The following is a 26,286-nucleotide window of genomic DNA, read 5'->3' as shown; positions in this document are numbered from 1 at the left end:
TCACTGTACCACGTATCTTGCCCTACTTGCGTATATTCCATATGATTATAAAACCAGCGAAAATAGGCTGGTTTTATAATTGTAACAAGGCGATGATGAGTTAAGTCATGATGAATGGATTAGCTTGATGCCCTCAATACGAACTCAACTTTATATACTCTTTGCTATGACCGCATTTGCGGGCAATTCGGTGCTCTGTAGACTTGCATTAGCGGATGGAAAGATTGACCCTGGTACTTTTACTTCTATACGGCTTGTTTCCGGTGCAATCACACTGTTTGTATTGGTTATGCTAAGCAATAAAACCAGACGTTCTTCATTGCTTTCAAACGAATTCAGTATCAAGGGCAGCCTTCTTCTTTTCGGTTATGCCATTACTTTTTCATACGCCTATATTGACCTTTCAACAGGAAGTGGTGCGCTTATATTGTTTGGGTTGGTGCAACTTACCATTATCTTTACGTCACTCGTCCAAGGCGTAAAAATGCGCTTTTTAGCACTGGTGGGTATGACTGTTTCTTTTGCAGGTTTAATCATTTTACTTCTTCCTAGTACTACTCAGCCAGATTTCACTAGCGCGTCACTTATGGCGATATCTGGCGTATGTTGGGGGTGGTATACTCTGCATGGTAAAAGCAGCCAAACACCTCTCATTTCAACACAACTCAATTTTATAGGGGCGTCGATTCCAATATTTCTTGTATTGCCTTGGATAATTGATTGGAGTGGTACAACGCAAGAGGGTGTTGTTTATGCAGTACTGTCTGGAAGTGTTGCCTCAGGTGTTGGATACGCAATATGGTATCTGGCGGTTAAAGAGCTTTCAGGTCTTCAGGCCGGTGTAGTGCAGCTTTCTGTGCCAGTAATCGCTGCTTTTGGGGGGCTTGTATTTGTAGGAGAAACTATAACAATCTGGTTTGCAGTATCTTCTGTTTTAGTGCTTGGCGGAATTGGGCTAACACTTTTTTCTCGAGACTAGCCAAACTCACAGTAATAAGTGCCCCCGCAGCTGGACTGCTTTACACCTATACTAACCAACATTAAGCGAGTGTATCGTGGCGAAACCCAATAAAAAGCAACCAACAAAAACGGTTGATGTTTTTTGTTCAAAATGCCGAACAAAGCTCTACAAATATCGAAAGGGCGGGAAGGGATCCCTAGTAAAATGTTTTATCGAAAGGATAGTTGAAGACTACACGGACAAATCATGTACATGTCCCTACTGTGGGATAGAGTTTGCACGCCAAACCATCATTCTAGGTGTCCCTGCGAACAAAATGATTGGCGGCAAAGTGTTTGCAAAATAAGATGTTTGAAAAACAACGTTTGGCCATTTGCCACTCAAAAAGTTAAAAAATGGAATAACGTAAAATCTTTAGAAGGAAAACGCTTAAATGTCTGACTCTGAATTTTGTATTGTACTTAGTACCGTCAATAATGACGTGGTTAAGAGAAAGGTCATTAATGGCTTACTTTCCGAAAGATTATCGGCTTGTATCCAAGTTATGCCTATCGAGAGCTACTATGTATGGGACGACAAGGTGTGCCAAGATGACGAGCAACTGCTGATAATTAAAACTCAGTCCAAACTTTACAAAAGAATCGAGAACACCATCAAGAAGCTGCACAACTACGATGTTCCGCAAATTGTACAGCTTCCAATCGAATCTGGTCTGCCTGACTATTTAGCATGGGTGAAAAATAATACCGTTGGCTAAACCTTGTTGACCGCAAAAGACTTCTCGAGGCTCTTGTATTTGTATAAGAATACCCCTAAAGCAGTTACTGCACCCAAGGTGTCGCACAGCATGTCACGTTGTGCATCCCAGATGTCACCTTGTGAACCTAAAAACGCAATCCCCTCATCCCCGCCAGCTAGATCGGCATACCACCATTCTATGATCTCATAAGCCGCAGCCACGCTCATTATTGCAAACAAGCCAAATAAAGATGAGATGACAAGAGAGGCGTGACCTTTTCTATACAAGTACTCAGCAATTGGGTAAGCCCAAAATCCGATAGAATAGTGTGCCACGCGATCGTAATGATTACGTTCCGATCCAATTAGGTTGTTAAACCAATCGAATGGGACTTCTGCAAAGGTATATTTCGCGCCTATGGTGTGCATGAATAGCCATACGAACATAAATAGGTAAGCCGTGTTACTAAATTGGAATTTTTGATAGGTCAAAACAATAAGAATAAATGCGAGTATCACCGGAATGATTTCTGCTGTCCAAACAGCCCATGAGGCTGGGCTAATCATAGAAAAAGCGAAAATAGCAATGTAATTGATGGACAAGAGAGCGAGTAATCGATTTTTTAAAATTAAGCGCATGGAGTTCATTTTCTCACCTTAGATACTAAATCAACAACGCAATTATACATATAATCGAACACCGTACAATTGTGGATTTTAGCGAATTATGAATAACGAACGGAATTGAATTGTTTGATGTTTATACAAAGATGTTTCAAGGAAGGGGGCTGGTGTTACATCCGTATTTGAGATTTCGATCCGAAAAAACAACTAGAAAATGAATTAAAAACTTAACTTATAACCACTTACATAACTAAATTGTTCGACTTAACCTCAAATCACATGATTCATCGCTTAAAAAATTATTACAAATGATAATTGCATCGCTTTTTATAAAGAAAGTACATTGGAAATCTATTTTGTGTATAAAATTCTGTAATAATCGCTGGTTTGGGGTGAAGAAATCTAAAATTCACCTATAAATTCCGCACTTATCACTTAAGGAATAGAGCTAATTTAGAATTTCATAGATGGAATTTACTAATGGCTCAATATAAAGATATGGAGATTAATATGAAGTTAAAGAAATCCGTATTGGCGCTTGCAGGTGCTACAGCATTGCTAAGCGGTCAAGCTTTCGCATCTAACGACAAACTGACTTTGGGCATTTCACAATTCCCCTCTACTCTTCACCCTGTTATCGATAGCATGGTTGCAAAAACCTACACTCATGGCTTTACACACCGTGGCACTATCGGATTTGATCAGCAATGGAAGCTGACATGTTTTCTTTGTGAAGAGGTACCTACTTTTGAAAATGGTCTAGCAGTTGTTGTTGATCGTCCTCATGCGAAAGAGGGTGAAAGCAAGCAAGGCGTTAAGATGACCGTCAAATTCAAAAAAGATCTTTTCTGGGGTGATGGTACGCCAATCACAACAAAAGATGTTGAGTTTTGGTACGAAGTTGCCATTTCACCAGATGTTCAAGGAAATGCAGGTCTTTCAACATATCAGCACATGGAAAAGCTTGAGATTGTAGATGACCACACGGTAAACGTTTATGTAGACCGCGTTTCTTACAAATATAACGCTTACTATATTCCTGATGCGTTACCACGTCACTTGGAAGAATCTATCTTCCAGTCAAACCCAAAAGAATACCACTTAAATACAAAATACATTACAGAGCCGACTCACTCAGGCTTGTACAATGGCCCTTACACAATCCAAAACATCAAACAAGGGCAGTTCGTACAGCTAGGCTTGAATGAACACTGGAAAGGCAAACAGCCACATTTCGGTAAGGTAACTATCAAAACCGTTTCAGATACACAAGCGCTTCAAGCAAACCTGCTATCTGGCGATGTCGATTTTATTCCAGGTGAAATGGGTTTGACTCTTGACCAAGCGCTTCAATTTGAGAAGAAGTTTGGTAACAAGTACAACGTAGATATTCGTCCAGCGGCGCTTTATGAGCACCTAGATGTGCAACTTCAAAATGAGCACCTGCAAGATGTGCGAGTACGCCAAGCATTACTATTTGGATTGGATCGCGAATTGCTAACAAACAAGCTTTTCCAAGGTAAGCAAAAAGTTGCGAATTCAAATGTTAGCCCATTAGATGCATCGTTTGATCCAAACGCTCCAACGTATGAATACAACCCTGAAAAAGCAAAAGCACTTCTCAAAGATGCTGGCTATAAGTTGGTGAATGGCGTTCAAATGAAGAACGGCAAACCACTAGAAATCGAGTTTATGACAACCTCTGGCAACAAGACGCGTGAACTTGTACAGCAGTTTGCTCAAGGTCAATGGAAAAAGGTTGGTATTAAAGCGGTCATCAACAACCAAACTGCTCGTGTTTACTTTGGCACAACGCTAAACGAACGTAAGCACAAAGGTTTGGCAATGTTTGCATGGGGTTCTTCACCCGAGCAGCTACCAAGAACGACACTTCATTCAGAATACATTCCAACGAAAGAAAATGGTTGGTCTGGGCAAAATTATGCGGGTTACCAAAGTGAAGAAATGGATAACCTAATTAATCAAATCGATGCTGAGTTAAACTTCGAAAAACGTATGGAGCTATGGAAAAAATTCCAAAACCTATACGCGACAGATCTACCAGCATTGCCTCTGTACTACCGTTCAGACAGCTTCATTATGCCTAAATGGCTAAAAGGTGTGGCTCCAACGGGTCATCAAACGTATTCAAGCTTCTGGGCTGAAAACTGGACTCGTGCAGAATAAACGATTGGAATGTCTATGAGTGAAGTAATACTAGACGTTCGCAATATGAGTGTGGCCTTAGGGCCGCACTTAGCTGTAAAGGATGTCAACTACCAAATCAAAGCTGGTGAAATTCTAGGTATTGTTGGAGAGTCGGGCTGTGGCAAGTCTCTTACATCATTATCTGTTATGGGTTTACTGGATAAAAAATTAAAGCTGTCTGGCGAAATCCTTTTCGAAGGTGAAAACCTAGTCGGAATGCCAGAAAAGCGTTACCAACAAATCCGTGGTGAAGGTATTGGAATGATATTCCAAGAACCAATGACCGCACTAAACCCAGTTGTTACTGTGGGTGAGCAAGTCGCGGAAATGTTCATCATTCATGAAGGAGCTTCAAAACCAGAAGCGATGAACCGAGCAATTGAAATGCTCAAGCAAGTTCATATTCCTTATCCAGAAAAGAGAGCCAAAGCATTTCCGCATGAGCTATCAGGCGGAATGCGTCAACGCGTAATGATTGCAATGGCGCTAGCATGTAAGCCTCGAGTTCTGATTGCAGATGAGCCAACAACGGCTTTGGATGTTACGGTTCAAGCTCAAGTACTCGATTTGCTAGAAGAGTTACGTGAAACCACCGGAACGGCGATTCAGTTTATTAGCCATTCGCTTGGTGTTGTTTCTCAAATTTCGGACCGCGTAATGGTTATGTATGCTGGTCAAGTTGTTGAACTAGCAGATGTAAACGAAATTTTCGATAATCCTCAGCATCCGTATACACAAGCATTGCTGGACACTATTCCACGCGTTGGTGTTAATGTTGATCGATTGCCCGCGATTCCAGGAAGTGTACCTCCGTTGGATCAGCGTGGCGATAACTATACGTTCCGCGACCGTTGTCCTGAACTCTTCGACCATTACGTTGATGTTGCAAAACAGCGTCAACTGAGCAAAGGAGGCGTATCCTAATGGCTCTTTTGGAAGTTAAAAATCTACAAAAACGTTATGTACTTGATGCGGGATCGATGTTTGGTGGTGAACCACAATATCTTCATGTGACAAAGAACATTTCTCTAAACCTTGAACCGGGTAAAACGCTGGCTGTCGTTGGCGAATCTGGTTCAGGTAAATCGACCTTGGGTCGAATGGTCAGTATGTTGGAAGTGCCGGATTCCGGCGATATTTACCTATCAGGGCAAGAAATTTCGCGTCTTAGCACGAGAGCCCAACGCCCACTGCGTCAACGCATTGGTTTGGTATTCCAAGATCCGTATTCTGCACTTAACCCACGTATGCCTATTCTTGCATCACTGATCGAACCTATGAAAGTGAACGGAATTGGCAACAAGGAAACTCAGCGTGCTCGCGCTTTGGAAGTACTTGAGTGGGTAGGGATGCGTGAAGACGTTCTGACCAAGTATCCACATGAATTTTCTGGTGGACAAAGACAGCGTATCGCTATTGCGCGTGCACTGATGCTTAAACCAGAACTCATCATTGCAGATGAGCCTCTGTCTGCACTGGATGTATCTGTTCAGTCTCAAATCCTTAATTTGTTTAAAGATCTTCAAGAAGAACATGGCATTGCCTTTTTCTTCATTAGTCATGATATGGCGGTGGTTTACCACCTTGCACACGAAATTGTCGTTATGAAAGCTGGCGAAATTGTGGAGCAAGCAACAAAAGAAGAATTTTTTGCAAGTCCAAAACACCCTTACAGCCAGGAACTGCTGAACGCAGTACCGGACATTGGAAACGCTCGTCGTCGAAATCAATCGGAAAGGAAATCGGCGTAATATGGCAAGCAAGATTAAGAAGCTGAAAAAACAGCTCGGACGTTAATATGACTAGCTTTTTTATTTCACGGATACTGCAAATGCTATTGGTGCTTTTACTGGCCTCATTTGCAGCTTATAACCTTATGGGACTAATGCCAGGCGATCCTATTGATCTATTGGCGCAAAGTGACCCAAATATTACATCTGAAGACATTGCTCGCCTGAAGGCTGAACAAGGGCTGGATAAACCCGTTTATGTTCGCTACTTCGTGTGGTTGGGTGATGCACTGCAAGGTGATTTAGGTTACTCACGTATGTTCTCCCAACCAGCCATCGATGTTCTATGGGATGCGATGAAAAATACCTTGGTATTGGTTGGAAGCGGCACGTTACTCTCAATTTTTATTGCACTACCTATTGGTATCATTTGTGCGGTAAAGCAAAACAAAGCAACTGACTACATTATTAGTGGTCTCACCTATGTTTTCCTTTCAACGCCAGCCGCGTGGTTAGCGCTTATGCTCATCATGATTTTCTCAGTCGTATTCCCAATCTTCCCAGCAGGAGGAACCGGTGAAGCCGACGGAGTAGAGGGTCTTGATAAGCTAGAGTACATGATCTTACCTATCTTGAGCTTAACGCTGCTAAGTATTGCCTCTATTTCTCGTTTCATGCGATCCAGCATGCTTGAAGTGTTCAGACAAGATTTTGTTAGAACAGCAAAAGCAAAGGGTGCTTCTTCGACTCGAGTTTTGTTCAAGCACTGTATTAAGAACGGTATGCTTCCAATGATCACTGTTTTAGCTATGGATGTTGCAGCACTTATGAGTGGCGCTGTTCTTACCGAAACAATCTTTAGCTGGCCCGGAATTGGAAAGCTGACCGTTGACTCGATCAACGGCAGTGACTACAACGTGGCAATGCTGTGTTTCATGGTTGCCACCACGGCAATTCTAATTATGAACTTCATTGCAGATATTCTTTATTCTAAAGTTGACCCACGTATCGACCTGACAAAAGGGGGTAATAAATGAGTTACGTTGCTAAACGCAGTCAAAACCCTTGGGTACAGGTGGCACAACGCTTGTACCGTCACAAGCTAGCGATGGTTTCAATGATTTTCTTAGCGGCTCTAACCATTGTTTGCTTTAGTGCAAACCCGATTGCAGGTTGGTTAGGTGTTGATCCGTACGCTGATGATCTCTTCAGCCGTTTTGAAGCGCCAGATGAAGATAATATTCTAGGAACGGACGAGTTAGGTCGTGATATTTTCACGAGATTACTTCTTGGTGGGCAGGTTTCTCTCACTTTCGCCTTTATGGCAGCAATTGCGACCTCTGTGATTGGTACTATATTAGGTGTTGTTGCGGGTTACCACGGTGGAAAAGTTGATGCATTCATTATGCGTGCAGCCGATTTCATCATCAGCCTTCCTGGTATTATGCTGCTGATTCTTATCCAAAGTATTGATATGACCAAGCTAGGTTTTTCAGAAGAACTGGTCCGTTCAGACAGCTTTAGTATCTACCGACTTGTTGTTGTACTTTCATTACTTGGGTGGCCGTTTGCGGCTCGTCTTGTACGTTCGAATACGCTTTCTGTTAAGCATAGAGAGTATGTGCAAGCTGCAATAGGTTACGGCGCGAGTAGCTGGTTTGTTATGACACGTCATATTGTGCCAAACGTAATCGCACCGGTAATTACTGCAACGACATTGGGTATTGGTGGTGCAATATTGACAGAGAGTGCACTTAGTTTTCTAGGCTTTGGTATTAACCCGCCAACTCCGTCATGGGGTAACATGCTTCAGAACGCTCGTGAAGCAATGTGGAGCTATCCAATGGCAGCGGTATACCCAGGTATCATGGTTTTATTCACAGTTATCACTATTAACTTTCTAGGTGATGGCTTACAAGAAGCAATTGATCCTAAATCGTAACGCACTAGCTTAGAAAATAGTTCTTAACGAAATCCAAAGGCAGTCATTGTTGTGACTGCCTTTTTTGTTTTCTAACAAAACGTTCTGAATTAAAGAATAGCCAGAGGTAGATGTAAATGAGTTGTTTGTCACATATATTGGTTAAACAAAGTCGAGTCCGCATTCAAATGTTTGTCTTGAGTCACGTAGATGTCTAAACTTTTAACCTTCCAATAACCTTTGTACCCAATAAAAGTAAAGACAGTCATGAAATTAGAAACTGTAGATTATCGTTCTCCAGATTCAGCCGAGCAATTTGTTAAATCCCTACGTGAAACAGGTTTTGGCGTGCTGAGCAACCATCCTATTCAAAAAGAACTTGTAGAGTCGATTTACGACAACTGGTACAAGTTTTTTCTGACAGATGAAAAAGCGCAATATCAATTTAATGTTGATACGCAAGACGGCTATTTTCCACCAAGCGTGTCAGAAGTTGCGAAAGGACACACCGTAAAAGACATCAAAGAATATTTTCATGTCTACCCGTGGGGGCAAATCCCGCCTTCGCTAAAAGAGCAAATTTTAGACTACTACCAGCAAGCCAATGCTTTTGCACAAGAGTTATTGGGCTGGGTTGAAGCGCATGCCCCGGTTGATGTTCAAGAGAAATTCTCTATTCCATTGTCTGAGATGATCAACGGTAGCGAGCAAACTTTGCTGCGCGTGCTTCACTACCCACCGATGACTGGTAGCGAAGAACCGGGAGCGATACGCGCTGCCGCGCATGAAGATATCAACCTGCTCACAGTTTTACCCGCAGCAAATGAGCCAGGGCTACAAGTCCAAGGCAAGGATGACGAGTGGTTAGATGTGCCTTGTGATTTTGGTAACTTGATCATCAACATTGGTGACATGCTTCAAGAAGCATCAGGTGGTTATTTTCCGTCGACAACGCATCGAGTGATCAACCCAACAGGTGAGCAACAAACCCATTCGCGTATTTCATTGCCACTTTTCTTACACCCGAAGCCAGAGGTTGTTTTGTCGGATAGACACACTGCTGGAAGCTATCTAACGGAACGTTTACGCGAACTTGGTGTAATCTAAGAAATGTAGCCGGCCATATAACCTCAGCTCTGAATATTTATTTTTATTCGGAACTGAGGTTACTTAGGGTTCGTAGTAATCCAATATCTTTCAATCACTTCATTAAACACAGAAGAATACACTTTAGAGTGATATTGCCCGCCATTCTTCTTGATCACTTGCTGCGAAGCGGCATTTTCTTCACTTGTTGTCAGTAACAGCTCCGAGATTGAGAGTTGTGAGGCAACGTCAATTGCCTTTGCCAGCATATCGGTAGCATAGCCATAGCCACGAAAAGATGGCGCGATGTCAAAGCCAATGTGTCCTAGCTCGTTTCTATGAAAATCAGTGTCTAAACTGTGTCGAATTCTTATTGTTCCTACAATGTTTCCTTTTTTATTCAAGTACCATCGATGTGAACAGGGAACGTATCCATCTTTTAAATTAACGCCTTGTTCTTCATCTAACAGGTTTTTGATGTACCGATTAAAATCCTCAATGTTTTCACCGTAAAAGTCGCAGCTTAATGGGTCGTTAACTAAAATATCATCGTAAAATGCAACAAAGGCATCTAGGTAGGCATTATTCGGCTGTACTAGCATAGGAATATAAGTGTCTGATTCGAGATCTTAAAGCAACAACTATCATAATACTGAGCTGTATACAAATTGAAATCTGTGATGCTGGTTAACGTATAAAGAATGACAAAATCTTCTCTATAGCATTGAATGTAAGTAGTAGATTAAATAAGAGCGCTTATGTCGAACAACGATTTAATTCATAGCCATGACCCACACATGGAAAATCCATTAGTGTGGCCCATTATGGAAGTGTTGAAAAAGAAACACGAAGGCTGGAAAGTCCACACTTTAGCATCTCATCTATCTGAGTTGGGTATTATTCCTTTTTTGGACTCTTCACCAGAAAAAGACTTATTTAAGCGTAACTTCTTAATGATGAACGCATTATATCAATTGCAAGAGACACTATACCCAGACGCTTGGGTACAAGTTCAAGCAATGGATATTCAACTTAAAAATGACACGCAAACTCGCGAATATGAAATTGACGTCCAAGATCCACTGCGTGATTACTATACAGACTGGAGTAATTACGAAGCAGAAGATGGTGAAGTAAAAAGGCTACTTAACGAATTTTGGACTCGATACCGAAATTTTGTCGGTTCTCACAACGGAGATATGACTCGCCAAAAGGCGCTAAGATTGTTTGAATTGGACGATACATCTACGCAAACGGAAATACGTAAACAATGGCGTAGAATGGCACTAAAATGGCACCCTGATAGAGAAGGGGGCAACACAGAGAAATTTCGAACACTGTGTGAAGCTTGGCATTTGTTACGAGATTAATGCGTTATTGAGGCACTTCCTATGACGAGCGGATCAATGAAATCCGCTTTTAATGTAGTTCCTGTCCTTACCAGAGTATTCAAATACTGCAGGGGTTACTCTTTTCCTTCATTTCCTGCTTTCTCATCGGCATGGAATCTATCAGCTGATTGATGAAAGCCCAATCTGTGATTTTTCCCCATCGATATTTTTCTTCGCCATCTTTACCGATCAGTATCGCTGTGTGTGACTGCTTGTCTACTCGGTACAACTTAGCCAATTTCGCAACGTCGAATTCACGCTGAAGCCATCTTGGTGCAGTAAAACCGTCTTGGGTCATTACGAGAGTGACAATGTCACGTGTCTTTAGTGCACATTCATTTGTTAGCGTTTCAAGCAAAAACTGTTTTACGTATTCATCTTCAGAAGGTGCGAAATATAAGATACTTCTGTGTGTCCAATGACTTTGATGGGCAGGGTATGAATGGAGGCTAGCACTACAGATAATTATCACTACTAGAATTAATAAACGAATCATTTTCACACCTCCGTCCCAGACCAATTCGTCTGATTTTGCGGGACTCACCGCGAGAACACGAAAGCCGTGCACGCTGTAAGATTCTACAATTATGGGTCCTATACGAAGATGCCGCTGAGAATAGCGGTATTAAAGTCGAGATTTTCAAAAAATTCTGTATGCTGTTGCCTTCAACACATATATGGATACCGTCGTGGAAAAAGAAAATCAAAAAGAGAAAGTCGCCATTTTGGTTGATGTACAAAACGTGTACTACACCACTAGAGAGAAATTTAGAAAAAACTTTGATTACAACGAATTTTGGTGGAGAGCGACTAATGGACGTCAAGTTGTTTGCGCCAATGCCTATGCCATATCAAGCCAACAAGAAAAGCAGCGACAATTTCATCATATCTTAAGAGGAATAGGGTTTAATGTTGTCCTAAAGCCTTTTATTCAAAGAGCAGACGGCAGTACGAAAGCCGATTGGGACGTAGGTATTGCCATCGATGCGATAGAAATTGCACCGGAGGTGGATACGATTGTATTGCTCTCGGGAGATGGGGATTTTGACATACTTGCAAAACGTATTTGCGAAAAATACAAAAAGCGAGTGGAAGTCTATGGAGTTAGAGCACTGACTGCTCAATCGCTAATAGACAGCGCTACTCAATACTTTCCAATAGAAGATGACATGCTTCTTTAATTGCTGGATTCTTCTTCCGCGACGGTTGCTAAATCTGTTTGTACCTGTTCTTCAGCTTCAAGCTTGGCTCGTTCTGCTTTAGAAACGTATTTAGGCTTATTGCTCTTGTGCAGTTTTGAATTTTTCTTTTTCTGCTTACTTTTCAGAATCTGATTTATCTTCTTTTTCCGGTTCATTGCTGTATTCCGTCGACCTTGTTAAGGACGCGCAGAATACAGCGATAGCGGTGTTTTTACAAACTTAATTGTTAGCCACCAGCAACAAGCGTTGGCTTGTGTCTAGCGCTTGAAATTAACATGTAAAAGCTGGTTGCCAGTAAAGTGACAAACAAGTAACCCATTAGCCCTTCCTCGTTGGTTAAAAAGGTGTCCGCAACTACCGGACCCAATACAGAACCCACACTGTAGCTAAACAACATCACTTGTGTTGCAGAGACGATATAATTGTCTCCCAAATTATCGCAGCCTAGATTTATTGCGACCGGATATAGAGCGAAACTTGCCATACCCAACACAAACAGCGCACCAGCTAAAATAGACCGAGAGTCAAATACCGCAATAAGTGCAATTGCGAATGCTCCCAACAAGCTGAATAGCGCAAGCAACAATGTTCTGCCAGCGTACTTCATTAGCCAAGAGGCGATTGGTTGAACAAGCATACCTCCTAAAATGATTAAAGCCATTAAGCTGCCAATTTGGTTTAGCCCAACATTTCTATTGTTCAACTCTAGAGGCATGAGCCCATAAATTGCCCCCAACACTAGCCCAGAGACCACACAACCCACGAGTGCTGGTTTACTTAAGTGCATGATCTGCTTTAACGACATAGCGTCGTGTTGTTCACATTCTGGTTGAGTGGATTGGATAACCACTAAGGCGATCGCAGCCAATACCATCAGTGACAAAATAATTGCAAACGGTAATACTCCCGTTACGCCAAACACGTTAATACCCAACTGCCCTAGGGAAGAGCCTCCGTATAGAGACATCATGTAGATTCCCAATCTTTTTGCTCTTCCGGATGCATCTCCTGCAAGCAGCCAAGATTCCACGATGACAAAGATACCAGCGACAGCTATACCCGCGACTAGGCGCGAAAACATCCACACTTCAGCTTGTGGAAACACAGGCAAAAGCGCGATGGTGCTACTAAGCACTGCCAAGCACAAAAGGAATCCTTTACGGTGCCCGGTTTTCGCAACCAAAGGTTCTATCGCTGTCGCCCCGATGAGTAAGCCGGCATAGAAACTGCTCGCGACCCGGCTTGCAATATCAGAACTCATACCATACTCGCTCAACATCAAAGGGATGATGCTCATTAAGTAGCCTGATGCGATAGCAAACAAAGACAACGCGACCACTGGAGCGATGATTTTTAGTGGTGCAGTAGGGGTGTTTTCCAATGCCGGAATCTCCTGAAAAATAGGTTAGTTAGGAGCGGCGACTATCGGGTTTTGGGAGGTTTTAGTAAAACGAAAAATATTGATTCTTACGACAAAAAATTTTTGATTTAAGAAGAACAAAAAGCCCCATTGAAATGACCTTTCAATGGGGCTTTCAAAGTAATTTCAGATCTAAATTATTTCACTAAGGCTTGATTGAGCCATTGATCAAACTGAGATTTTGGTAATGCGCCATTAATAACATCAACTCGTTTGCCATTCTTAAATACCATGACGGTAGGAATGCTTCGGATTTGGTATTTTGCACCTAGATTTTGCTGAGCTTCAGTATCTATTTTCACGAATCGAACACTGCCTTTTCTTTCTTCTGCTACGACGCTAAATACAGGGGCGAATCCAACACATGGGTTACACCAAGGAGCCCAGAAATCGATTACAACAGGCTGGTCACTTTGCAATAGTGCATCAACATTGTTTTCTGTACCTTCAATGGGCGCGCCATCAAACAAGTGGGATTTACATTTACCACATGTTGCATGATCGGAAACACGCTCAACGGGAACTCGGTTAACGCCACGACATGAAGGGCAGGGTGTATTAAAACTAGACATACATTCTCCTTTTTTTTGCATCTTACCAAGCTTTAGCTTCGGATTTTAAACTTATCTTTTTCTATCCCATGCTTTTTCATTCTAAGGTACAGCTTTTTTCGTGGAACTTGTAAGTAGTTTGCCTCCTCAGAAACCTTACCAGAATCAAAAAACAAGCCGTCATTAAAACGAATTTTGGAGGCAGAAAAGTTTACAGTTTGATGAATTTATATATGCTTGAGTATACTCAAAGTGAAACCCGTTTATTTGGGTAAAAGCCATAAAAATAAAATCATAGGTGAAATAGCATGCAATCGAATTTTGCAGAAATTACCGGCTGGGGTAAGTGTCTACCTCCTGCCAAGCTCTCCAACCAAGATCTTAGTACCTTTTTAGAAACCTCAGACGAGTGGATTAAAACAAGAACAGGTATTGAAGAACGTCGAATTAGCCATGTAAATACCTCCGATCTTGCCACTGTGGCAGCACAGAGAGCCATAGCGTGCGCAGGCATAGAGCCAAAAGACATTGATTGTTTAATCGTCGCGACTTGTTCACCTGATACTTTGATCCCCAATATTGCCTCCAAGGTACAAGCTAATTTAGGGATTCAAAGTTGTGCTTCTTTTGATATGAATGCTGCTTGTACTGGCTTTGTATATGGTCTTGAAACGGCAACGCGGCTGATTCAAGCAGGAAATTACCAGCATGCACTTGTTATTGGCGCTGAGCGCTTAACATTCTATTTAGATTGGACTCAGCGAGATACAGCGGTTCTATTTGGGGATGGTGCCGGTGCCGTTGTTCTTAGTAAAACCACTGAGCCCGTTGGTTTACAACAAGCTCAGTTAGGTTGTGATGCTGAAGGGCGAGATATTCTGTCTGTACCAAAGTACGGCACAGCAATGGATCGCTTTGCGGCAGATAATGGGTATTGGAGTTTTGAATTCGTTGGCAAGGAAATATTTAAACGCGCTGTTAGGGGAATGGGTGCCGCTGCTCAAACCGTGCTAAACCGCTCCAATTTAAGCACAGATGATATCGATTTGGTGGTTCCTCATCAGGCTAACGTCCGGATTATTCAAACCTTGTGTGATCACGCTGAAATCGACCAAAAGAAAGCTTTCATCAATATTCATAAATACGGCAACACATCTGCAGCTACCGTTCCTATTGCGTTATGCGAAGCCGTTGAAGAAGGCAGAGTAAAACCAGGAAGTGATATTCTTACGGCTGCTTTCGGTGCGGGTCTTACATGGGGAGCTGGGCACATAAAGTGGGGTGACAGGGTAACGCCAGTAAATCAATCCGATGCTGAATTACCTACAACAGACAAAAACGCACTTGAGTTATTAGAAAGTGCTATCGAGCATTGCAAATCGCGCCATAAGTGAGGCATCAAATATCATTTATAAAGAGCCACTTAGGTGGCTCTTTTCTTAAGGTTAACCAAAAGGTAAACGTTTCACGCAGCTAAAACGTTACGCTTAGCTAGGAGTTGAATCAGCGATCACTTAATAAATTCGTTAAGTGCGTCTATCGTTGGTAATGCAGTCATCGCTCCCTTTTGAGTCGTGGCGAGTGCCCCGCAGCCATTTGCCCAGCCAACGGCTTGAGTAATATTGTCCTGTTTATTCCAGTCTTTGTTCTTAGCGAGATAGGTAAGTAATCCACCAACAAAAGCGTCACCAGCGCCTGTAGTATCCACTGGGGAGACTACTTTTCCTGTAATCATAGTTTGTCTATTTTCATGGACAACTAATGCGCCTTTGGCACCTTGAGTCACGATAACCAGCGGTAAGTTTAGGTGTTCTAAGCTCTCTAACCCCTTATCTATTGAATTGGTGTTTGTTAGATAAAACAATTCATCATCTGAAAACTTAACGACATCGGATAGTTCTATTGCTTTTATTACGGTAGGAATAATGTCGCCTTGATTTGCCCAAACTTCGTGGCGCAAGTTCGGATCAAAACTTACATAGCCACCGGCTTTCTTAACACGTTGCATTGCTAATAAAGTGGTGCTCCTTGCGGGTTCATTAGCAAGCGCGATCGAACAAATATGAAGCCATTCTCCCGGCTGGAAATTGGGTATGTCTTCGGGTTGTGTGAACTGATCTGCACTTGGGCGGACCATAAATGTAAATGTCCTTTCACCTGAGTCGTCCAGTTCAACTACGACGGTAGACGTACGTTGGTTTTCGTCTCTCTTTACCAAACTGCTATCGACATTCTCGTCCGTTAGTGTTTGTTTTAGAAATCCACCAAAAGGGTCGTCGCCGACTCGTCCAAAAAATGCACTTTGACCACCTAGTCGAGCGATGGCTACTGCAACGTTTGCTGGCGCTCCTCCGGGGCATTTTAGGTATGTACTCTCCGTATCCGGAATCAAATCCACTACCGCATCTCCGGTCACCCAAACTCTATTCATTATCTATTCCTTTAAACAATTCATAATCAAACTTAACCAACAAGCTTATACAACTCAAGAACTAGCCTCATTTGGGCACAAAGTGCGTGAGCAAACTTAACTTAACCCTGTTGTAAAAAGTAAGGGGGGACAAAACGTCTGTAAAGTGCTGTTTTGTATATATTTGATGCAGGATCTATGATTAGTAAGTTTAAATATCTCAGTACAATTATTTGAATAATATAGATAGGCTATTGATTGTTATATCTATTCCATTTTGATAACGGGGTCTGCGCGCACATATTTGAAAGTGATCTCTTTTGTGACTTGTGTTGTTTAAAAAAACTTACTTATAAGTGACTTTCTAAACAAAATGGCGTTCTATGTAATTCTTTTTAAAACTCATGCTAATTAAGCATGTTCTTATGTTGACTAATTTACATTTATTAGTAGAATCTAAATTAGGTTGTGTTGAACTGAGAGGTGTCGATGAGTCTCCAACAAATGAAAACGAGCTCGGTGGAAGTAGCAGAAATTCTAAGAGTAATGTCGCATCCGGAACGCCTTCTGGTTCTTTGTCAGTTAGTTGATGGCGAAATAGGAGCAGGGCAGTTACAAAGCAGCTCTACACTTAGTCAGTCTGCCTTTTCACAGCACCTAACTGTTTTAAGAAAAAACAATCTGGTGAGCGTAAGGAAAGAGTCTCAACAAGTTTTCTATTCACTCGCGGATAAGCGAATAGAAAGATTGATTCATAACTTACACGACATTTTCTGCTCGTAAGCTATTTTTCGTCGTATCTAAATTCTCACTGAAACTTAAATGTACGCGCCTAGCGCGGGTTTCATACGTGTATAAAAAGGAATTGGTAATGAGGTCTGGTCATGATCGAGGGTTTGTTCATTCTGTAATGAACAGTTACTTCCCTCCGATACTCATCATTTTTGCACTAATTATTGGCGGTGCGGCTCTATGGCTCACACCGAAAGAGGAAGATCCACAAATCGTTGTGCCGATGGCAGACGTTTTGATTGATGCGCCAGGGTTAAGTGCTAAACAAGTTGAAAAGCAAGTAACAGAGCCTTTAGAGAAGTTACTTAGTCAAATCGATGGTGTGGAATACGTTTACTCGACATCCATGGAAAATAAAGCACAAGTGATTGTTCGTTCCTACGTGGGTGAGAATCGAGAAAACGCTTTGGTTAAACTCTATAACAAACTCTATTCAAATCAGGATATTGTCCCTTCTTCGGTCGCGAACTGGGTCGTAAAACCCGTAGAGATAGATGATGTGCCCATAGTGGTTGCGGCTCTGTATTCAACGGACCACGAACAACTAGGAACATTCGAGTTAAAACGTATTGCCACTCAGGCTACGCAAAGGCTGAAGTCTTTAGATGATACGAACATTGTAAAAGTAACCGGAGGTCAGTCTAGAGTTGTTGAGATCAAATTAGACGCTTCAGCAATGGCAAGTCGAAAAACCACTTTAGACGACTTACAGGGTGCTTTCCGTTTGAGTCATGCTAAAGAAAGTGCGGGAACTTTCCATCAACTGGGAGAGGTTTACTATCTTGAATCGGGACAGTTTTTTAGCAGTGCTGATGAGCTAGGAAGCCTAGTCGTTAATGTTATTGACGGAAAGCCAGTCTATTTAAGAGACGTTGCGCTTATCACTGACGGACCAGAAGAACCCACTACCGATACGTGGATTCAATATGGGACTACCAACGACACTTTCTATCCTGCCGTGTTTATTTCCGTCGCTAAGCAAAATGGTTCCAATGCAGTAAGTGTGGCTAATGAAATTATTGAGGAGTTGAAATTACTTAAGTCGACACAATTCCCTGAAGCTGTCCAAATTGACATCATTAGAAATTATGGTGAAACGGCAAATGATAAAGTTGGAAACCTTGTATCGAGCCTTGGAATCTCAATTATTACGGTCGTTGTATTTGTTGGATTATTTTTAAATTGGCGAAGCGCATTAGTCGTAGGGATAGCCATACCGATAAGTTATGGCGCCGCGTTAGGGATGGATTTAGCCTTTGGTTACTCTATAAACCGAGTCACACTGTTTGCATTGATCTTAGCACTCGGTCTTATTGTTGACGACCCAATCGCTAGTATAGACAACATAGAAAGGTATCTGAAACGTAAAGATCTATCGCGAACCAAAGCGATTGTTTTAGCGATGGGGGAAATTCGTTCAGCGCTTCTTATGTCCACAGTGGCGATTGTCATTGTGTTTACCCCAATGTTTTTCATTACAGGTATGATGGGGCCTTATATGGCACCGCTTGCCTTTAACGTTCCTGTTTCTGTGATATTCAGCACCATTGTCGCCTTCATGGTCACACCTTGGCTGGCAAGGAAGATTCTAAGAACGGCAGAACAAAAAGGTGTGTATCAATTAGAAACAACCTTGCTTTATCGCAGTTACAACAAGTTGCTGACGCCTATATTGTCATCTAAAAAGAACAGTTGGATGTTTTTAGGCTTGGTAGCAGCCTTGTTTATTGGCGCAGCGTTATTACCCGCCTTACGTCTCGTCCCACTAAAGCTTTTGCCTTACGACAATAAAAATGAATTCCAACTGATTGTAAACATGCCTGAATCGACGAGTTTTGTGAGCACATCAAATGCATTGCGTGAGTTCTCAGACTACTTGATTAAACAGCCGGAGGTTAAATCGGTTTCTGGTTTTGCTGGTTTAGCTTCGCCCATGGATTTTAATGGCATGGTTAGGCACTATTTTATGAGAGAGATGCCGTACCAAGGCGAACTAAGAATTGCCTTAGTCGATAAAGATAAGCGCAGTCAGCAGTCGCACCAAATTGTTACACGCGTTAGGGCAGACATTGAAGCCATTGCCGATCGAATTGACGCTTCAATCCAGTTAGTCGAAGTACCGCCAGGGCCGCCTGTTATCGCTACACTAACAGCAGAAGTTTATGGAGAAGAGACGACTTCCTACGAAAGGTTGCAAAGCGAAGCTCAGAAAGTAGCGGCTCGTTTGGAACAAGAACCGTTTGTTTCAGAAGTCGATACCAGTATTCAAGGGAAAATAGAGATCTGGCAATTTGTTGTTGATAGGGAAAAAGCGGCGCTTTCTGGTATCTCAATTAACGATATCAACCAAACTATTGTCGCAGCCAATCAGGGGCTGTCCTTAGCGAATCTTAAAATGGAGCGAGAAATCGAACCACTTACTGTGGTTATACGGTTACCTGAATCCCAGCGAGATAGCCTCAATAACTTGCTTTCACTATATGTTCGGGGTCAAGCAGGGATCAGTAAACAAAACGTGAATGGCAGCCTTGAAGATTCACCACAGCCCCTCGTTCAACTTTCAGAGTTGGGGCATTTTGAGAAAAGATCGAAAGATCAGCCTATCTACCATAAAAACTTAAAACCGGTCGTTTATGTCTACGCTGAAGCGGCGGGAAGAGTGCCAGGTGAAATTATCGCTGACGTCATTTCCGATGAGGGTAGGGAGCCTTCTGAAGAATCACGTGAGTTGTCCGAGAGGCATTATTTTTCAAACGGTGGGCATCAGGGGTGGTCAGTAAGTGAAGGAACCAATGTGGTATGGAGCGGCGAAGGGGAGTGGAAAATCACCGTCGACGTATTCCGAGATTTGGGGATTGCCTATGGTGCCGCTTTATTAGGTGTTTTCATCATTATGCTGATTCAAACGGGGCTACCTGCTGTCTCTGGGATCATCATGCTTGCGATACCCCTTGCGGTGATAGGCATTATGCCTGGCTTTTGGTTCCTTAACACAATGAGTGGCGATATCAATGGTTACCCAGATCCTGCACTGTTTACGGCAACAGCAATGATCGGAATGATCGCGTTAGCGGGTATTGTGGTACGAAATTCACTTGTTCTTATCGAATTCATTCAGCAATCCTTGGCTCAAGGTAAAGAACTTAAACAATCTTTGATTGAGTCCGGTGCCGTCAGGCTTCGACCGATACTGCTTACTGCTGGTACAACACTACTGGGTAATGTCGTGATAACGCTGGATCCTATTTTTAACGGTCTTGCATGGGCAGTCATATTTGGAATAACCGCTTCCACAGTCTTTACGTTACTGGTCATCCCAGTCGTGTATCACCTAGCGTATTCAAATGTAAAAGGGCATGGTTTGCCAGTTAATAACGGAGAAGAGATATGAGATCGTCAAAACTTCTACTTGGAACGAGTTTGTTTGCGATACTCGTCGTTTTGTTTATTTATATGGCTGGTGGATTTACCGAAAAAGTCACTGTGAAACCAGTGCAAAATGAGGTTACCACGGACTTCAATACCGTTGTGGTGAAGTATACAGAAGAGCCTCAATTACGCGAATTTACTGGCACAGTGATTGCTGACCAGCAAGCGCAGCTTTCAGCCAGGGTTACTGCTAAAGTGATTGACCTAGCCGTTGATGTCGGTGACATTGTAACTAAAGGTGAGGTACTGATACGTCTTGAAAGCGATGATTTGGACGCAAGAGTTAAGCAATCAGAGCAACGTTTGTCTTCCGATCAAGCTTCAATGAATGCAGCTTCTAAAGAGTATAAGCGGGTATCAGAGTTAGTGAAGAAGAAGCTGTTGCCTCAGTCAGAATTTGACCGCGTAGAATCGCAGCTAGAGTCTGCCAAAGCGTCGTTTAAGCAGAGCCAAGCTGTGTTAAAAGAAGCACAAACCACATTTGATTATAGCGTTATTAGAGCACCTTTTGACGGTGTTATAACCACTAAAGCCGTCGGGGTTGGTGATACCGCAATAATCGGGGCACCTCTTATGACTCTATATAACCCCCAATCATTGCAACTGGAGGTAAATGTTTCTGAATCTCTGATAAGTAGGGTAAAACTTGGTACTGAGCTCCAGCTTGATTTACCCACATCACATTATTCAGGTAAAGCTAATGTAGTTGAAATATCACCTTCCGCTGACCAATCTTCACGGAGCTTTGTAGTGAAGCTTGCGCTATCAAATCACCCATCAATATATCCGGGCGTGTATGGAAAAGTTTTCGTATTTAGCCACAAAACCCGTGTTCTAAGCGTTCCAGAAAGTGCTTTATATCAGGTTGGCCAACTTGATTACGTAAAGGTATATGAAGAAGGTAAATTGAAGACGCAATTGGTGCAACTTGGGCAAGGTACGCAAGTAAGAAAAGGTCTGAAAGAAGGTGATGCGGTTGTCATAAACCCATTGGGGCTATAACGCTACTATCTCCATCACGCGAGGTTCGTAGGCTTCCGGCGAGCCTCGCTTTTTCCAGTTCAACTCTATAATGATTGTAAACCCTGCGCGATACGCTGAACCATGGCAATAGATTCTGGGTTGTCACCGTGTACGCAAACCGTATCTGCTTCAATTTGAATAGCATTACCATTTTCGCTAGTGATGCTTCCGTACTTTGCGAGTTGTATAACCTGGTAGAAAATATCTTCTTCTTTATGATGAACGGCATTTGGTTGGCTTCTCGGTACTAAAAGTCCGCTATCCTGATATGCCCTATCTGCAAAAGCTTCAAATAGCAGCGGTACATTAAATTGATCCGCTAAATCTAGATAACGAGTGTTGTCGCTAGACGCTAAAATCATCACTGGCAGGGAAAAATTTTCAGCGGCCGCTAAAACACCAATGAACACACTTTCATTTTGCATCATATCGTTATACAAAGCGCCATGCGGTTTAATGTAGTCAAGATGCACGTCATTGAGCGATGCTAGCGATTTTAACGCACCCACTTGGTACACGATAGAGTGTACTATTTGATCTTGCGTCATTGGAATAGTCCGTCGCCCGAACCCGATGAGGTCGTGATAACCCGGATGAGCACCGACTTTAACCGAATGGCTCTTTGCGAGTTTAAGTGTTTTGGACATAACATCTGGGTCTGAAGCGTGAAAACCACAAGCGATGTTAGCCATATCGACCCATGGCATGACGTCTTCATCAAGCCCTTTACTCCATGATCCGAAACTTTCGCCCATGTCGCAATTCAGTTTTAACCTTTCCTTGGTCATGTCGTGTATATCTCCTATTTTTAAATGTAAGGATAATGGGGTTTAAGTGAGTTGAGAAGTAATTAGGGGCTGTTGGGATTTTTCCACTACGTTCTTTTCCTTGAATTGAAACAGTATGTAAGGCTCTGAATCCGGCATCTTGAGATCACTTGGGTATAAGCATCAGTATCACTTTAGCGAACAAAATTAAAAAATCTCGGAAGATTTTTCTATAAAATCCAGTTACTTTGATTTTTGAGACTACTAATCCGAGTCTATCGAAAGTAGAATTACGTCAATCTCACCATTTAGGAATAATGATGAAAGTACTTGTTACTGGTGGCATGGGCTATATCGGCAGCCACACTTGCATTCAAATGATAGAAGCTGGAATGACACCAGTTATTCTAGACAACTTGTACAACAGTAAATCCAGTGTATTAGATAGGATTGAAAAAGTTTCTGGGACTAGACCGGTATTTGTAGAAGGTGATATCCGAAACAAAGCATTATTAGTCGAAGCCATGAAAACACATGATCTTGAAGCATGTATTCATTTTGCGGGGCTTAAAGCAGTTGGTGAATCTGTTGAAAAGCCTTTGGAATACTACGATAACAACGTTCATGGAACGCTAGTTCTTGTTGAAGCTATGCGCGAAGCGAACGTGAAAACATTGGTATTCAGTTCTTCTGCTACTGTCTATGGCGACCCAGCATCTGTTCCGATTACAGAGGATTTCCCAACCAGTGCGACCAACCCATATGGTCGGAGTAAACTCATGGTAGAGGAGTGCCTAACCGATTTTCAAAAAGCAAACCCAGATTGGAGCATTACACTGTTACGATACTTCAATCCCGTTGGTTCACATCCGACTGGCGACCTCGGTGAAGATCCACAAGGCATTCCTAACAATTTGATGCCTTTTGTTTCTCAAGTCGCGGTAGGTCGCCGAGAGTTTTTATCGGTTTTTGGCAGTGATTACCCAACAAAAGACGGAACTGGCGTACGTGACTACATTCATGTAATGGATTTGGCCGACGGGCACCTTGCCGCATTGAATACCGTTGGTAATAAAAACGGGCTACATATCTATAACTTAGGTACTGGTAACGGGTACAGTGTAATAGATATGGTGAAAGCTTTTGAAAAAGCCAGCGGCAAAGATATCCCCTATAAACTGGTCGACCGTAGACCGGGTGATATAGCAGAATGTTGGGCTGATCCGAAGAAAGCTATTGACGAACTTGGCTGGAAAGCCGAACGTTCTTTAGATTTAATGACTGAAGATACGTGGCGTTGGCAGTCACAAAATCCAGAAGGGTATTCAGACTAACAAATTTAACAAAAGGAGCGATTTCGCTCCTTTTTTGATCTGAATCGATATTTTTCGTAAAAATCTCGTTAAGGGCTTTCGCTCAATCCATAACCTGTTAGAATACCCGCGTTGCTTAATTTTGAGCGTTAAAAAACATTTTCTTAACGCGGTGAGCAACAATTCTGTAATTCAATTTTCAGGGGACACCGATGGAGCTAGCGCTTATCATCACTTTCATCGTTGCAGCTGCTGTAATGGTCAAGAAAGAGATGACAGAAAACAAATAATCTCGAAATATTTCAATCACTTTTTGATTACTTTTTAGAAATTTTCGAACTTGTAAAAATCCAGCCTTTGCTGGATTTTTTGTTTTCTGACTAGTCACTTGTCAATCCGGTCTCATAAACGCAAAAAAGACCGATTTCTCGGTCTTTGCTTTTGCATCATATTCTTAATCTAGAATTCGTATTTCGCTGTAATCGCAAAGTTACGTTCTGGTTGAGTGAAATCTAAGTCCGCTTCGGTAAGGGAGCGAACGTCATTCCAACGGTAGTACTCTTTATTTCCTACGTTGAAAATACCAGCTCGTAAAGTCAAGTCTTCAATTGGCTTGTAGTACGCAGTTACGTCTACAATCGTTGCTGAAGGCATTTCAAATACGCCCACTGGGTTACCACTACGGTCGGTACCTGGTGTAATGTCCTTAGATTTCTTCTTAGCTGTATAAACAACTTTTAGTGATGTGCCCCAGTCGGACGTAGGCGCATCATAGCTAAGCTTTGTAACTGCCTGCCATGGGCTTACCGAGTTTAGCGGGTCACCTTCACCAGATTTACCCTCTGTGTAAGCTGCTGCAATACCCGATGAGAAACCTTCTGGTAATCCAACAAGACCAGATAAATCTTGCTTGCTTGCGATTTCTGCACCTTTGATTGTCGCTTTAGTAACATTAACGTATTGCAAGATTCTTGGTGTTCTTGTTGTACGATTGGCTTTCTGAACTTCTTTATGCTCAATAAAGTTGTCGTAATCATTGTAGAAAACGCTGAACTCCAAGTCAGAATGTTCAAAGCTCGAACGGAAACCAAGCTCATACGAGATACTATCTTCTGCCTTAAGGTCTGGGTTTGGTTTGTTCATGTAACCGTGTGTCAGGTTAGAGAACGAGTAGAAAAGTTCTTGGAAGTTAGGAGCACGGAAACCCTGACTCACCTGAGCAAACAGTTTGTGATTGTCTACTACTTCGTATACTGCGCCAATTCGACCTGTGACAGCGGAATTACTGTATTTGTCATAGCTATCTGGTGTGTAGCCCGCTGAGTTAGACGGTACATTCCCTTGTGGATTGGTTTTGAAAGAATCAAAACGAACACCAGGGGTTAGGCGAAGCTTTCCATCCCACATAGCCATGTCATTTTGAACAAATGCACCGAATCGAGTTTCAGAAGCATTTGGCATGTAATAAATGACTTTATCTGGACGACTGCTATTTTTTTCTTCGTTTACATTGTGTATATCTTTGTTCTTGAAAGACAGACCATAAACTAAGAAATGGTCAATGCTATCGCCAGAGATAAACTTATCTGCCTGAATATAGCCTTGGAAGCCTCTCTCACGATAAATGTAGTCTTTGTGTTGCACATTTCCATCAGACAAATATTCACGGTGAGTATCTGCATTTTCTGTCTGACTTAACCAGTCTACTTGCCATGCAAGATTGTCCAAAGCGCCGATATTAGCATTCCAAGTGTGCTTTACTCCGATACTTTTGGAGTCAGAAACGTCTTGAGAGTTAAAATATTTGTAACGCGTGCTTTGTAATTGAGTCTTGGTATCGCCTTTAACATAGGTTCCACGCAATTCTACTGCATGAGCATCGTTCACTTCATAGCCAAGCTTTACTAGCAGGTTATCTGTGGCATAGTCTTGCTCATCTGGCTTACCAAAGTTGTCTACTTGTTTGCCATCTTTACGCGTGTAAGCCACTAGAGTCTCAAGCTGCCCAGAACGATTTGCTAACGCAACAGACTCACTTAAAGTCTTATCCGCAGAGTAGTAACCTAGTTTTACATAACCACCAAAGTCATCGCCAGAAGGCGCTAAGAAATCAGACGCGGATTTAGTCTTAAAGGCTGCGATACCTCCAATCGCATCACTACCATAAAGGCTAGATGCAGAACCTTTAACAACTTCAACGGATTTAATCATTTCAGGGTCAAAGTTCAGACGTCCTGAACGAACGAAACCTGAAGGACCTCCTGGATCGTATTGGTCAGGCTGAACTACACCATCAACGACAATCTGTACACGGTTGCCCGAAAGACCGCGGATATTGATACCTTGGATACCTTGGCGACCAGCGTTTTCAATTGTAACGCCTGGTGTGTAGTCAAATACATCAGCGATATTGTTAGACATATTTGATTCAATTTCAGCATCGGTGATCACTGCTACAGACGCTGCCACATCTTCAAGGGCCTGGTTTGTTTTTGTAGCAGTTACTACAACAGTTTCATTTACTTGCTCGTTTGCCAAAGTAGGCGTAGAAAGGGCAATTAAGATTGAAGCCGTGAGCAAAGGCTTCTTAAAGTTAGGTTGCGACATTTTTGTTTTTCCATGAATCGCTTTAAATGGTGCGAGGATTGTAATTGATCAAAATGATAATGACTATCATTACAATTATCATTACACGACAAAAACAACTGATAGAGGAAATA

26 protein-coding genes are annotated in these 26,286 nt (G+C 42.2%); 16 read left to right on the top strand and 10 right to left on the bottom strand.

The features are described from left to right. The first annotated feature begins 127 nt into the window (after positions 1 to 127). The 3 genes from Q8W40_RS09435 to cutA all read left to right on the top strand — a co-directional run bounded on the left by Q8W40_RS09435 (position 128) and on the right by cutA (position 1,718). A complete protein-coding gene (locus Q8W40_RS09435) occupies positions 128 to 979 on the top strand; it encodes a DMT family transporter (RefSeq protein ID WP_305396915.1) in 852 nt (283 codons plus the stop codon). 76 nt (positions 980 to 1,055) lie between these two features. Next, the gene (locus tag Q8W40_RS09430; RefSeq protein ID WP_305396914.1) at positions 1,056 to 1,307 is read left to right on the top strand and encodes a hypothetical protein; all 252 of its coding nucleotides are present in this window, start codon (positions 1,056 to 1,058) and stop codon (positions 1,305 to 1,307) included. 87 nt (positions 1,308 to 1,394) lie between these two features. Beyond that, complete coding sequence (gene cutA / locus Q8W40_RS09425; RefSeq protein ID WP_305396913.1) at positions 1,395 to 1,718, top strand: divalent-cation tolerance protein CutA; 324 nt, start codon at positions 1,395 to 1,397, stop codon at positions 1,716 to 1,718. Here the strand turns inward: cutA and Q8W40_RS09420 are convergent. Then, positions 1,715 to 2,347: a DUF2238 domain-containing protein gene (locus Q8W40_RS09420; protein WP_370693375.1), complete on the bottom strand. Its 633-nt coding sequence runs from the start codon at positions 2,345 to 2,347 to the stop codon at positions 1,715 to 1,717. The two genes, cutA and Q8W40_RS09420, sit on opposite strands and share 4 nt — an antisense overlap. A gap of 486 nt (positions 2,348 to 2,833) precedes the next feature. Between Q8W40_RS09420 and Q8W40_RS09415 the strand changes: the two genes are divergently transcribed. The 6 genes from Q8W40_RS09415 to Q8W40_RS09390 all read left to right on the top strand — a co-directional run bounded on the left by Q8W40_RS09415 (position 2,834) and on the right by Q8W40_RS09390 (position 9,289). Further along, complete coding sequence (locus Q8W40_RS09415; protein WP_305396912.1) at positions 2,834 to 4,510, top strand: peptide ABC transporter substrate-binding protein; 1,677 nt, start codon at positions 2,834 to 2,836, stop codon at positions 4,508 to 4,510. 15 nt (positions 4,511 to 4,525) lie between these two features. After that, the gene (locus Q8W40_RS09410; RefSeq protein ID WP_101115099.1) at positions 4,526 to 5,455 is read left to right on the top strand and encodes an ABC transporter ATP-binding protein; all 930 of its coding nucleotides are present in this window, start codon (positions 4,526 to 4,528) and stop codon (positions 5,453 to 5,455) included. Continuing rightward, positions 5,455 to 6,282, top strand: coding sequence for an ATP-binding cassette domain-containing protein (locus tag Q8W40_RS09405; protein WP_305396911.1), 828 nt, complete (start codon positions 5,455 to 5,457; stop codon positions 6,280 to 6,282). The genes Q8W40_RS09410 and Q8W40_RS09405 overlap by 1 nt, the downstream gene beginning before the upstream one ends. Before the next feature lie 47 nt (positions 6,283 to 6,329). Then, positions 6,330 to 7,298 carry an ABC transporter permease gene (locus Q8W40_RS09400; RefSeq protein WP_305396910.1) on the top strand — a complete coding sequence of 323 codons (969 nt, stop codon included), beginning with the start codon at positions 6,330 to 6,332 and terminating at the stop codon, positions 7,296 to 7,298. Continuing rightward, positions 7,295 to 8,203 carry an ABC transporter permease gene (locus tag Q8W40_RS09395; RefSeq protein ID WP_305396909.1) on the top strand — a complete coding sequence of 303 codons (909 nt, stop codon included), beginning with the start codon at positions 7,295 to 7,297 and terminating at the stop codon, positions 8,201 to 8,203. Before Q8W40_RS09400 ends, Q8W40_RS09395 begins: the two co-directional genes overlap by 4 nt. Positions 8,204 to 8,449: 246 nt before the next feature. After that, entirely contained in the window at positions 8,450 to 9,289 is an 840-nt protein-coding gene (locus Q8W40_RS09390) for an isopenicillin N synthase family dioxygenase (RefSeq protein ID WP_305396908.1), read from the top strand. 59 nt (positions 9,290 to 9,348) lie between these two features. On the opposite strand, the gene Q8W40_RS09385 is transcribed toward Q8W40_RS09390, so the two are convergent. After that, positions 9,349 to 9,870, bottom strand: coding sequence for a GNAT family N-acetyltransferase (locus Q8W40_RS09385; RefSeq protein ID WP_305396907.1), 522 nt, complete (start codon positions 9,868 to 9,870; stop codon positions 9,349 to 9,351). Between the two features lie 156 nt (positions 9,871 to 10,026). On the opposite strand from Q8W40_RS09385, the gene Q8W40_RS09380 reads away from it, so the two are divergent. Further along, a complete protein-coding gene (locus Q8W40_RS09380; RefSeq protein ID WP_305396906.1) occupies positions 10,027 to 10,638 on the top strand; it encodes a DNA-J related domain-containing protein in 612 nt (203 codons plus the stop codon). Positions 10,639 to 10,717: 79 nt separating this feature from the next. Here the strand turns inward: Q8W40_RS09380 and Q8W40_RS09375 are convergent, their stop codons facing one another. Beyond that, a complete protein-coding gene (locus Q8W40_RS09375) occupies positions 10,718 to 11,155 on the bottom strand; it encodes a DUF4174 domain-containing protein (RefSeq protein WP_305396905.1) in 438 nt (145 codons plus the stop codon). A 193-nt stretch (positions 11,156 to 11,348) separates the two neighbouring features. Here Q8W40_RS09375 and Q8W40_RS09370 point away from each other — a divergent pair, with 193 nt between their 5' ends. Continuing rightward, positions 11,349 to 11,840, top strand: a complete 492-nt coding sequence (locus tag Q8W40_RS09370; protein WP_305396904.1) for a LabA-like NYN domain-containing protein — start codon at positions 11,349 to 11,351, stop codon at positions 11,838 to 11,840. Here the strand turns inward: Q8W40_RS09370 and Q8W40_RS09365 are convergent. The 3 genes from Q8W40_RS09365 to trxC all read right to left on the bottom strand — a co-directional run bounded on the left by Q8W40_RS09365 (position 11,837) and on the right by trxC (position 13,853). After that, on the bottom strand, positions 11,837 to 12,016 hold the full coding sequence (locus Q8W40_RS09365; protein WP_305396903.1) for a DUF2986 domain-containing protein: 180 nt from the start codon (positions 12,014 to 12,016) through the stop codon (positions 11,837 to 11,839). The two genes, Q8W40_RS09370 and Q8W40_RS09365, sit on opposite strands and share 4 nt — an antisense overlap. Positions 12,017 to 12,087: 71 nt before the next feature. Next, the gene (locus Q8W40_RS09360) at positions 12,088 to 13,242 is read right to left on the bottom strand and encodes an MFS transporter (protein WP_305396902.1); all 1,155 of its coding nucleotides are present in this window, start codon (positions 13,240 to 13,242) and stop codon (positions 12,088 to 12,090) included. A 176-nt stretch (positions 13,243 to 13,418) separates the two neighbouring features. Next, the gene (gene trxC, locus Q8W40_RS09355; protein WP_305396901.1) at positions 13,419 to 13,853 is read right to left on the bottom strand and encodes a thioredoxin TrxC; all 435 of its coding nucleotides are present in this window, start codon (positions 13,851 to 13,853) and stop codon (positions 13,419 to 13,421) included. Positions 13,854 to 14,140: 287 nt separating this feature from the next. Between trxC and Q8W40_RS09350 the strand changes: the two genes are divergently transcribed. Then, the gene (locus Q8W40_RS09350; protein WP_305396900.1) at positions 14,141 to 15,226 is read left to right on the top strand and encodes a ketoacyl-ACP synthase III; all 1,086 of its coding nucleotides are present in this window, start codon (positions 14,141 to 14,143) and stop codon (positions 15,224 to 15,226) included. A 116-nt stretch (positions 15,227 to 15,342) separates the two neighbouring features. On the opposite strand, the gene Q8W40_RS09345 is transcribed toward Q8W40_RS09350, so the two are convergent. Beyond that, positions 15,343 to 16,263 (bottom strand): aminoimidazole riboside kinase, encoded by a 921-nt coding sequence (locus tag Q8W40_RS09345; protein ID WP_305396899.1) that lies wholly within the window; start codon positions 16,261 to 16,263, stop codon positions 15,343 to 15,345. A 468-nt stretch (positions 16,264 to 16,731) separates the two neighbouring features. Between Q8W40_RS09345 and Q8W40_RS09340 the strand changes: the two genes are divergently transcribed. From Q8W40_RS09340 to Q8W40_RS09330, 3 genes are all read left to right on the top strand, one after another. Then, positions 16,732 to 17,025 carry an ArsR/SmtB family transcription factor gene (locus tag Q8W40_RS09340; RefSeq protein WP_101115080.1) on the top strand — a complete coding sequence of 98 codons (294 nt, stop codon included), beginning with the start codon at positions 16,732 to 16,734 and terminating at the stop codon, positions 17,023 to 17,025. A gap of 88 nt (positions 17,026 to 17,113) precedes the next feature. After that, complete coding sequence (locus Q8W40_RS09335) at positions 17,114 to 20,425, top strand: efflux RND transporter permease subunit (RefSeq protein ID WP_305396898.1); 3,312 nt, start codon at positions 17,114 to 17,116, stop codon at positions 20,423 to 20,425. Then, positions 20,422 to 21,465 carry an efflux RND transporter periplasmic adaptor subunit gene (locus Q8W40_RS09330; RefSeq protein ID WP_305396897.1) on the top strand — a complete coding sequence of 348 codons (1,044 nt, stop codon included), beginning with the start codon at positions 20,422 to 20,424 and terminating at the stop codon, positions 21,463 to 21,465. Before Q8W40_RS09335 ends, Q8W40_RS09330 begins: the two co-directional genes overlap by 4 nt. A 65-nt stretch (positions 21,466 to 21,530) precedes the next feature. Here Q8W40_RS09330 and Q8W40_RS09325 read toward each other — a convergent pair whose 3' ends face one another. Continuing rightward, a complete protein-coding gene (locus tag Q8W40_RS09325; protein ID WP_305396896.1) occupies positions 21,531 to 22,274 on the bottom strand; it encodes a 5-oxoprolinase subunit PxpA in 744 nt (247 codons plus the stop codon). A gap of 299 nt (positions 22,275 to 22,573) precedes the next feature. Here Q8W40_RS09325 and galE point away from each other — a divergent pair, with 299 nt between their 5' ends. After that, positions 22,574 to 23,587, top strand: coding sequence for a UDP-glucose 4-epimerase GalE (gene galE, locus Q8W40_RS09320; RefSeq protein ID WP_305396895.1), 1,014 nt, complete (start codon positions 22,574 to 22,576; stop codon positions 23,585 to 23,587). Between the two features lie 178 nt (positions 23,588 to 23,765). On the opposite strand, the gene Q8W40_RS09315 is transcribed toward galE, so the two are convergent. Next, on the bottom strand, positions 23,766 to 23,954 hold the full coding sequence (locus Q8W40_RS09315; protein ID WP_305396894.1) for a hypothetical protein: 189 nt from the start codon (positions 23,952 to 23,954) through the stop codon (positions 23,766 to 23,768). A 71-nt stretch (positions 23,955 to 24,025) separates the two neighbouring features. Next, on the bottom strand, positions 24,026 to 26,173 hold the full coding sequence (locus Q8W40_RS09310) for a TonB-dependent hemoglobin/transferrin/lactoferrin family receptor (protein ID WP_305396893.1): 2,148 nt from the start codon (positions 26,171 to 26,173) through the stop codon (positions 24,026 to 24,028). Positions 26,174 to 26,286: the final 113 nt, after the last annotated feature.

It is taken from the genome of Vibrio penaeicida (assembly GCF_030689305.1).
Lineage (GTDB): Bacteria > Pseudomonadota > Gammaproteobacteria > Enterobacterales > Vibrionaceae > Vibrio > Vibrio penaeicida_B.
Note: the sequence above shows the minus strand (reverse complement) of the source record. Positions and strands in the feature narration are given on the sequence as shown.

Bases quoted from the DNA above. Each gene is read 5' to 3' on its own strand.
- Q8W40_RS09435 (WP_305396915.1), top strand. From the start codon at position 128: ATGCCCTCAATACGAACTCAACTTTATATACTCTTTGCTATGACCGCA.
- cutA (WP_305396913.1), top strand. From the start codon at position 1,395: ATGTCTGACTCTGAATTTTGTATTGTACTTAGTACCGTCAATAATGAC.
- Q8W40_RS09420 (WP_370693375.1), bottom strand. From the start codon at position 2,347: ATGAACTCCATGCGCTTAATTTTAAAAAATCGATTACTCGCTCTCTTG.
- Q8W40_RS09415 (WP_305396912.1), top strand. From the start codon at position 2,834: ATGAAGTTAAAGAAATCCGTATTGGCGCTTGCAGGTGCTACAGCATTG.
- Q8W40_RS09410 (WP_101115099.1), top strand. From the start codon at position 4,526: ATGAGTGAAGTAATACTAGACGTTCGCAATATGAGTGTGGCCTTAGGG.
- Q8W40_RS09405 (WP_305396911.1), top strand. From the start codon at position 5,455: ATGGCTCTTTTGGAAGTTAAAAATCTACAAAAACGTTATGTACTTGAT.
- Q8W40_RS09400 (WP_305396910.1), top strand. From the start codon at position 6,330: ATGACTAGCTTTTTTATTTCACGGATACTGCAAATGCTATTGGTGCTT.
- Q8W40_RS09395 (WP_305396909.1), top strand. From the start codon at position 7,295: ATGAGTTACGTTGCTAAACGCAGTCAAAACCCTTGGGTACAGGTGGCA.
- Q8W40_RS09390 (WP_305396908.1), top strand. From the start codon at position 8,450: ATGAAATTAGAAACTGTAGATTATCGTTCTCCAGATTCAGCCGAGCAA.
- Q8W40_RS09385 (WP_305396907.1), bottom strand. From the start codon at position 9,870: ATGCTAGTACAGCCGAATAATGCCTACCTAGATGCCTTTGTTGCATTT.
- Q8W40_RS09380 (WP_305396906.1), top strand. From the start codon at position 10,027: ATGTCGAACAACGATTTAATTCATAGCCATGACCCACACATGGAAAAT.
- Q8W40_RS09375 (WP_305396905.1), bottom strand. From the start codon at position 11,155: ATGATTCGTTTATTAATTCTAGTAGTGATAATTATCTGTAGTGCTAGC.
- Q8W40_RS09365 (WP_305396903.1), bottom strand. From the start codon at position 12,016: ATGAACCGGAAAAAGAAGATAAATCAGATTCTGAAAAGTAAGCAGAAA.
- trxC (WP_305396901.1), bottom strand. From the start codon at position 13,853: ATGTCTAGTTTTAATACACCCTGCCCTTCATGTCGTGGCGTTAACCGA.
- Q8W40_RS09350 (WP_305396900.1), top strand. From the start codon at position 14,141: ATGCAATCGAATTTTGCAGAAATTACCGGCTGGGGTAAGTGTCTACCT.
- Q8W40_RS09345 (WP_305396899.1), bottom strand. From the start codon at position 16,263: ATGAATAGAGTTTGGGTGACCGGAGATGCGGTAGTGGATTTGATTCCG.
- Q8W40_RS09340 (WP_101115080.1), top strand. From the start codon at position 16,732: ATGAGTCTCCAACAAATGAAAACGAGCTCGGTGGAAGTAGCAGAAATT.
- Q8W40_RS09335 (WP_305396898.1), top strand. From the start codon at position 17,114: ATGAGGTCTGGTCATGATCGAGGGTTTGTTCATTCTGTAATGAACAGT.
- Q8W40_RS09330 (WP_305396897.1), top strand. From the start codon at position 20,422: ATGAGATCGTCAAAACTTCTACTTGGAACGAGTTTGTTTGCGATACTC.
- Q8W40_RS09325 (WP_305396896.1), bottom strand. From the start codon at position 22,274: ATGACCAAGGAAAGGTTAAAACTGAATTGCGACATGGGCGAAAGTTTC.
- galE (WP_305396895.1), top strand. From the start codon at position 22,574: ATGAAAGTACTTGTTACTGGTGGCATGGGCTATATCGGCAGCCACACT.
- Q8W40_RS09310 (WP_305396893.1), bottom strand. From the start codon at position 26,173: ATGTCGCAACCTAACTTTAAGAAGCCTTTGCTCACGGCTTCAATCTTA.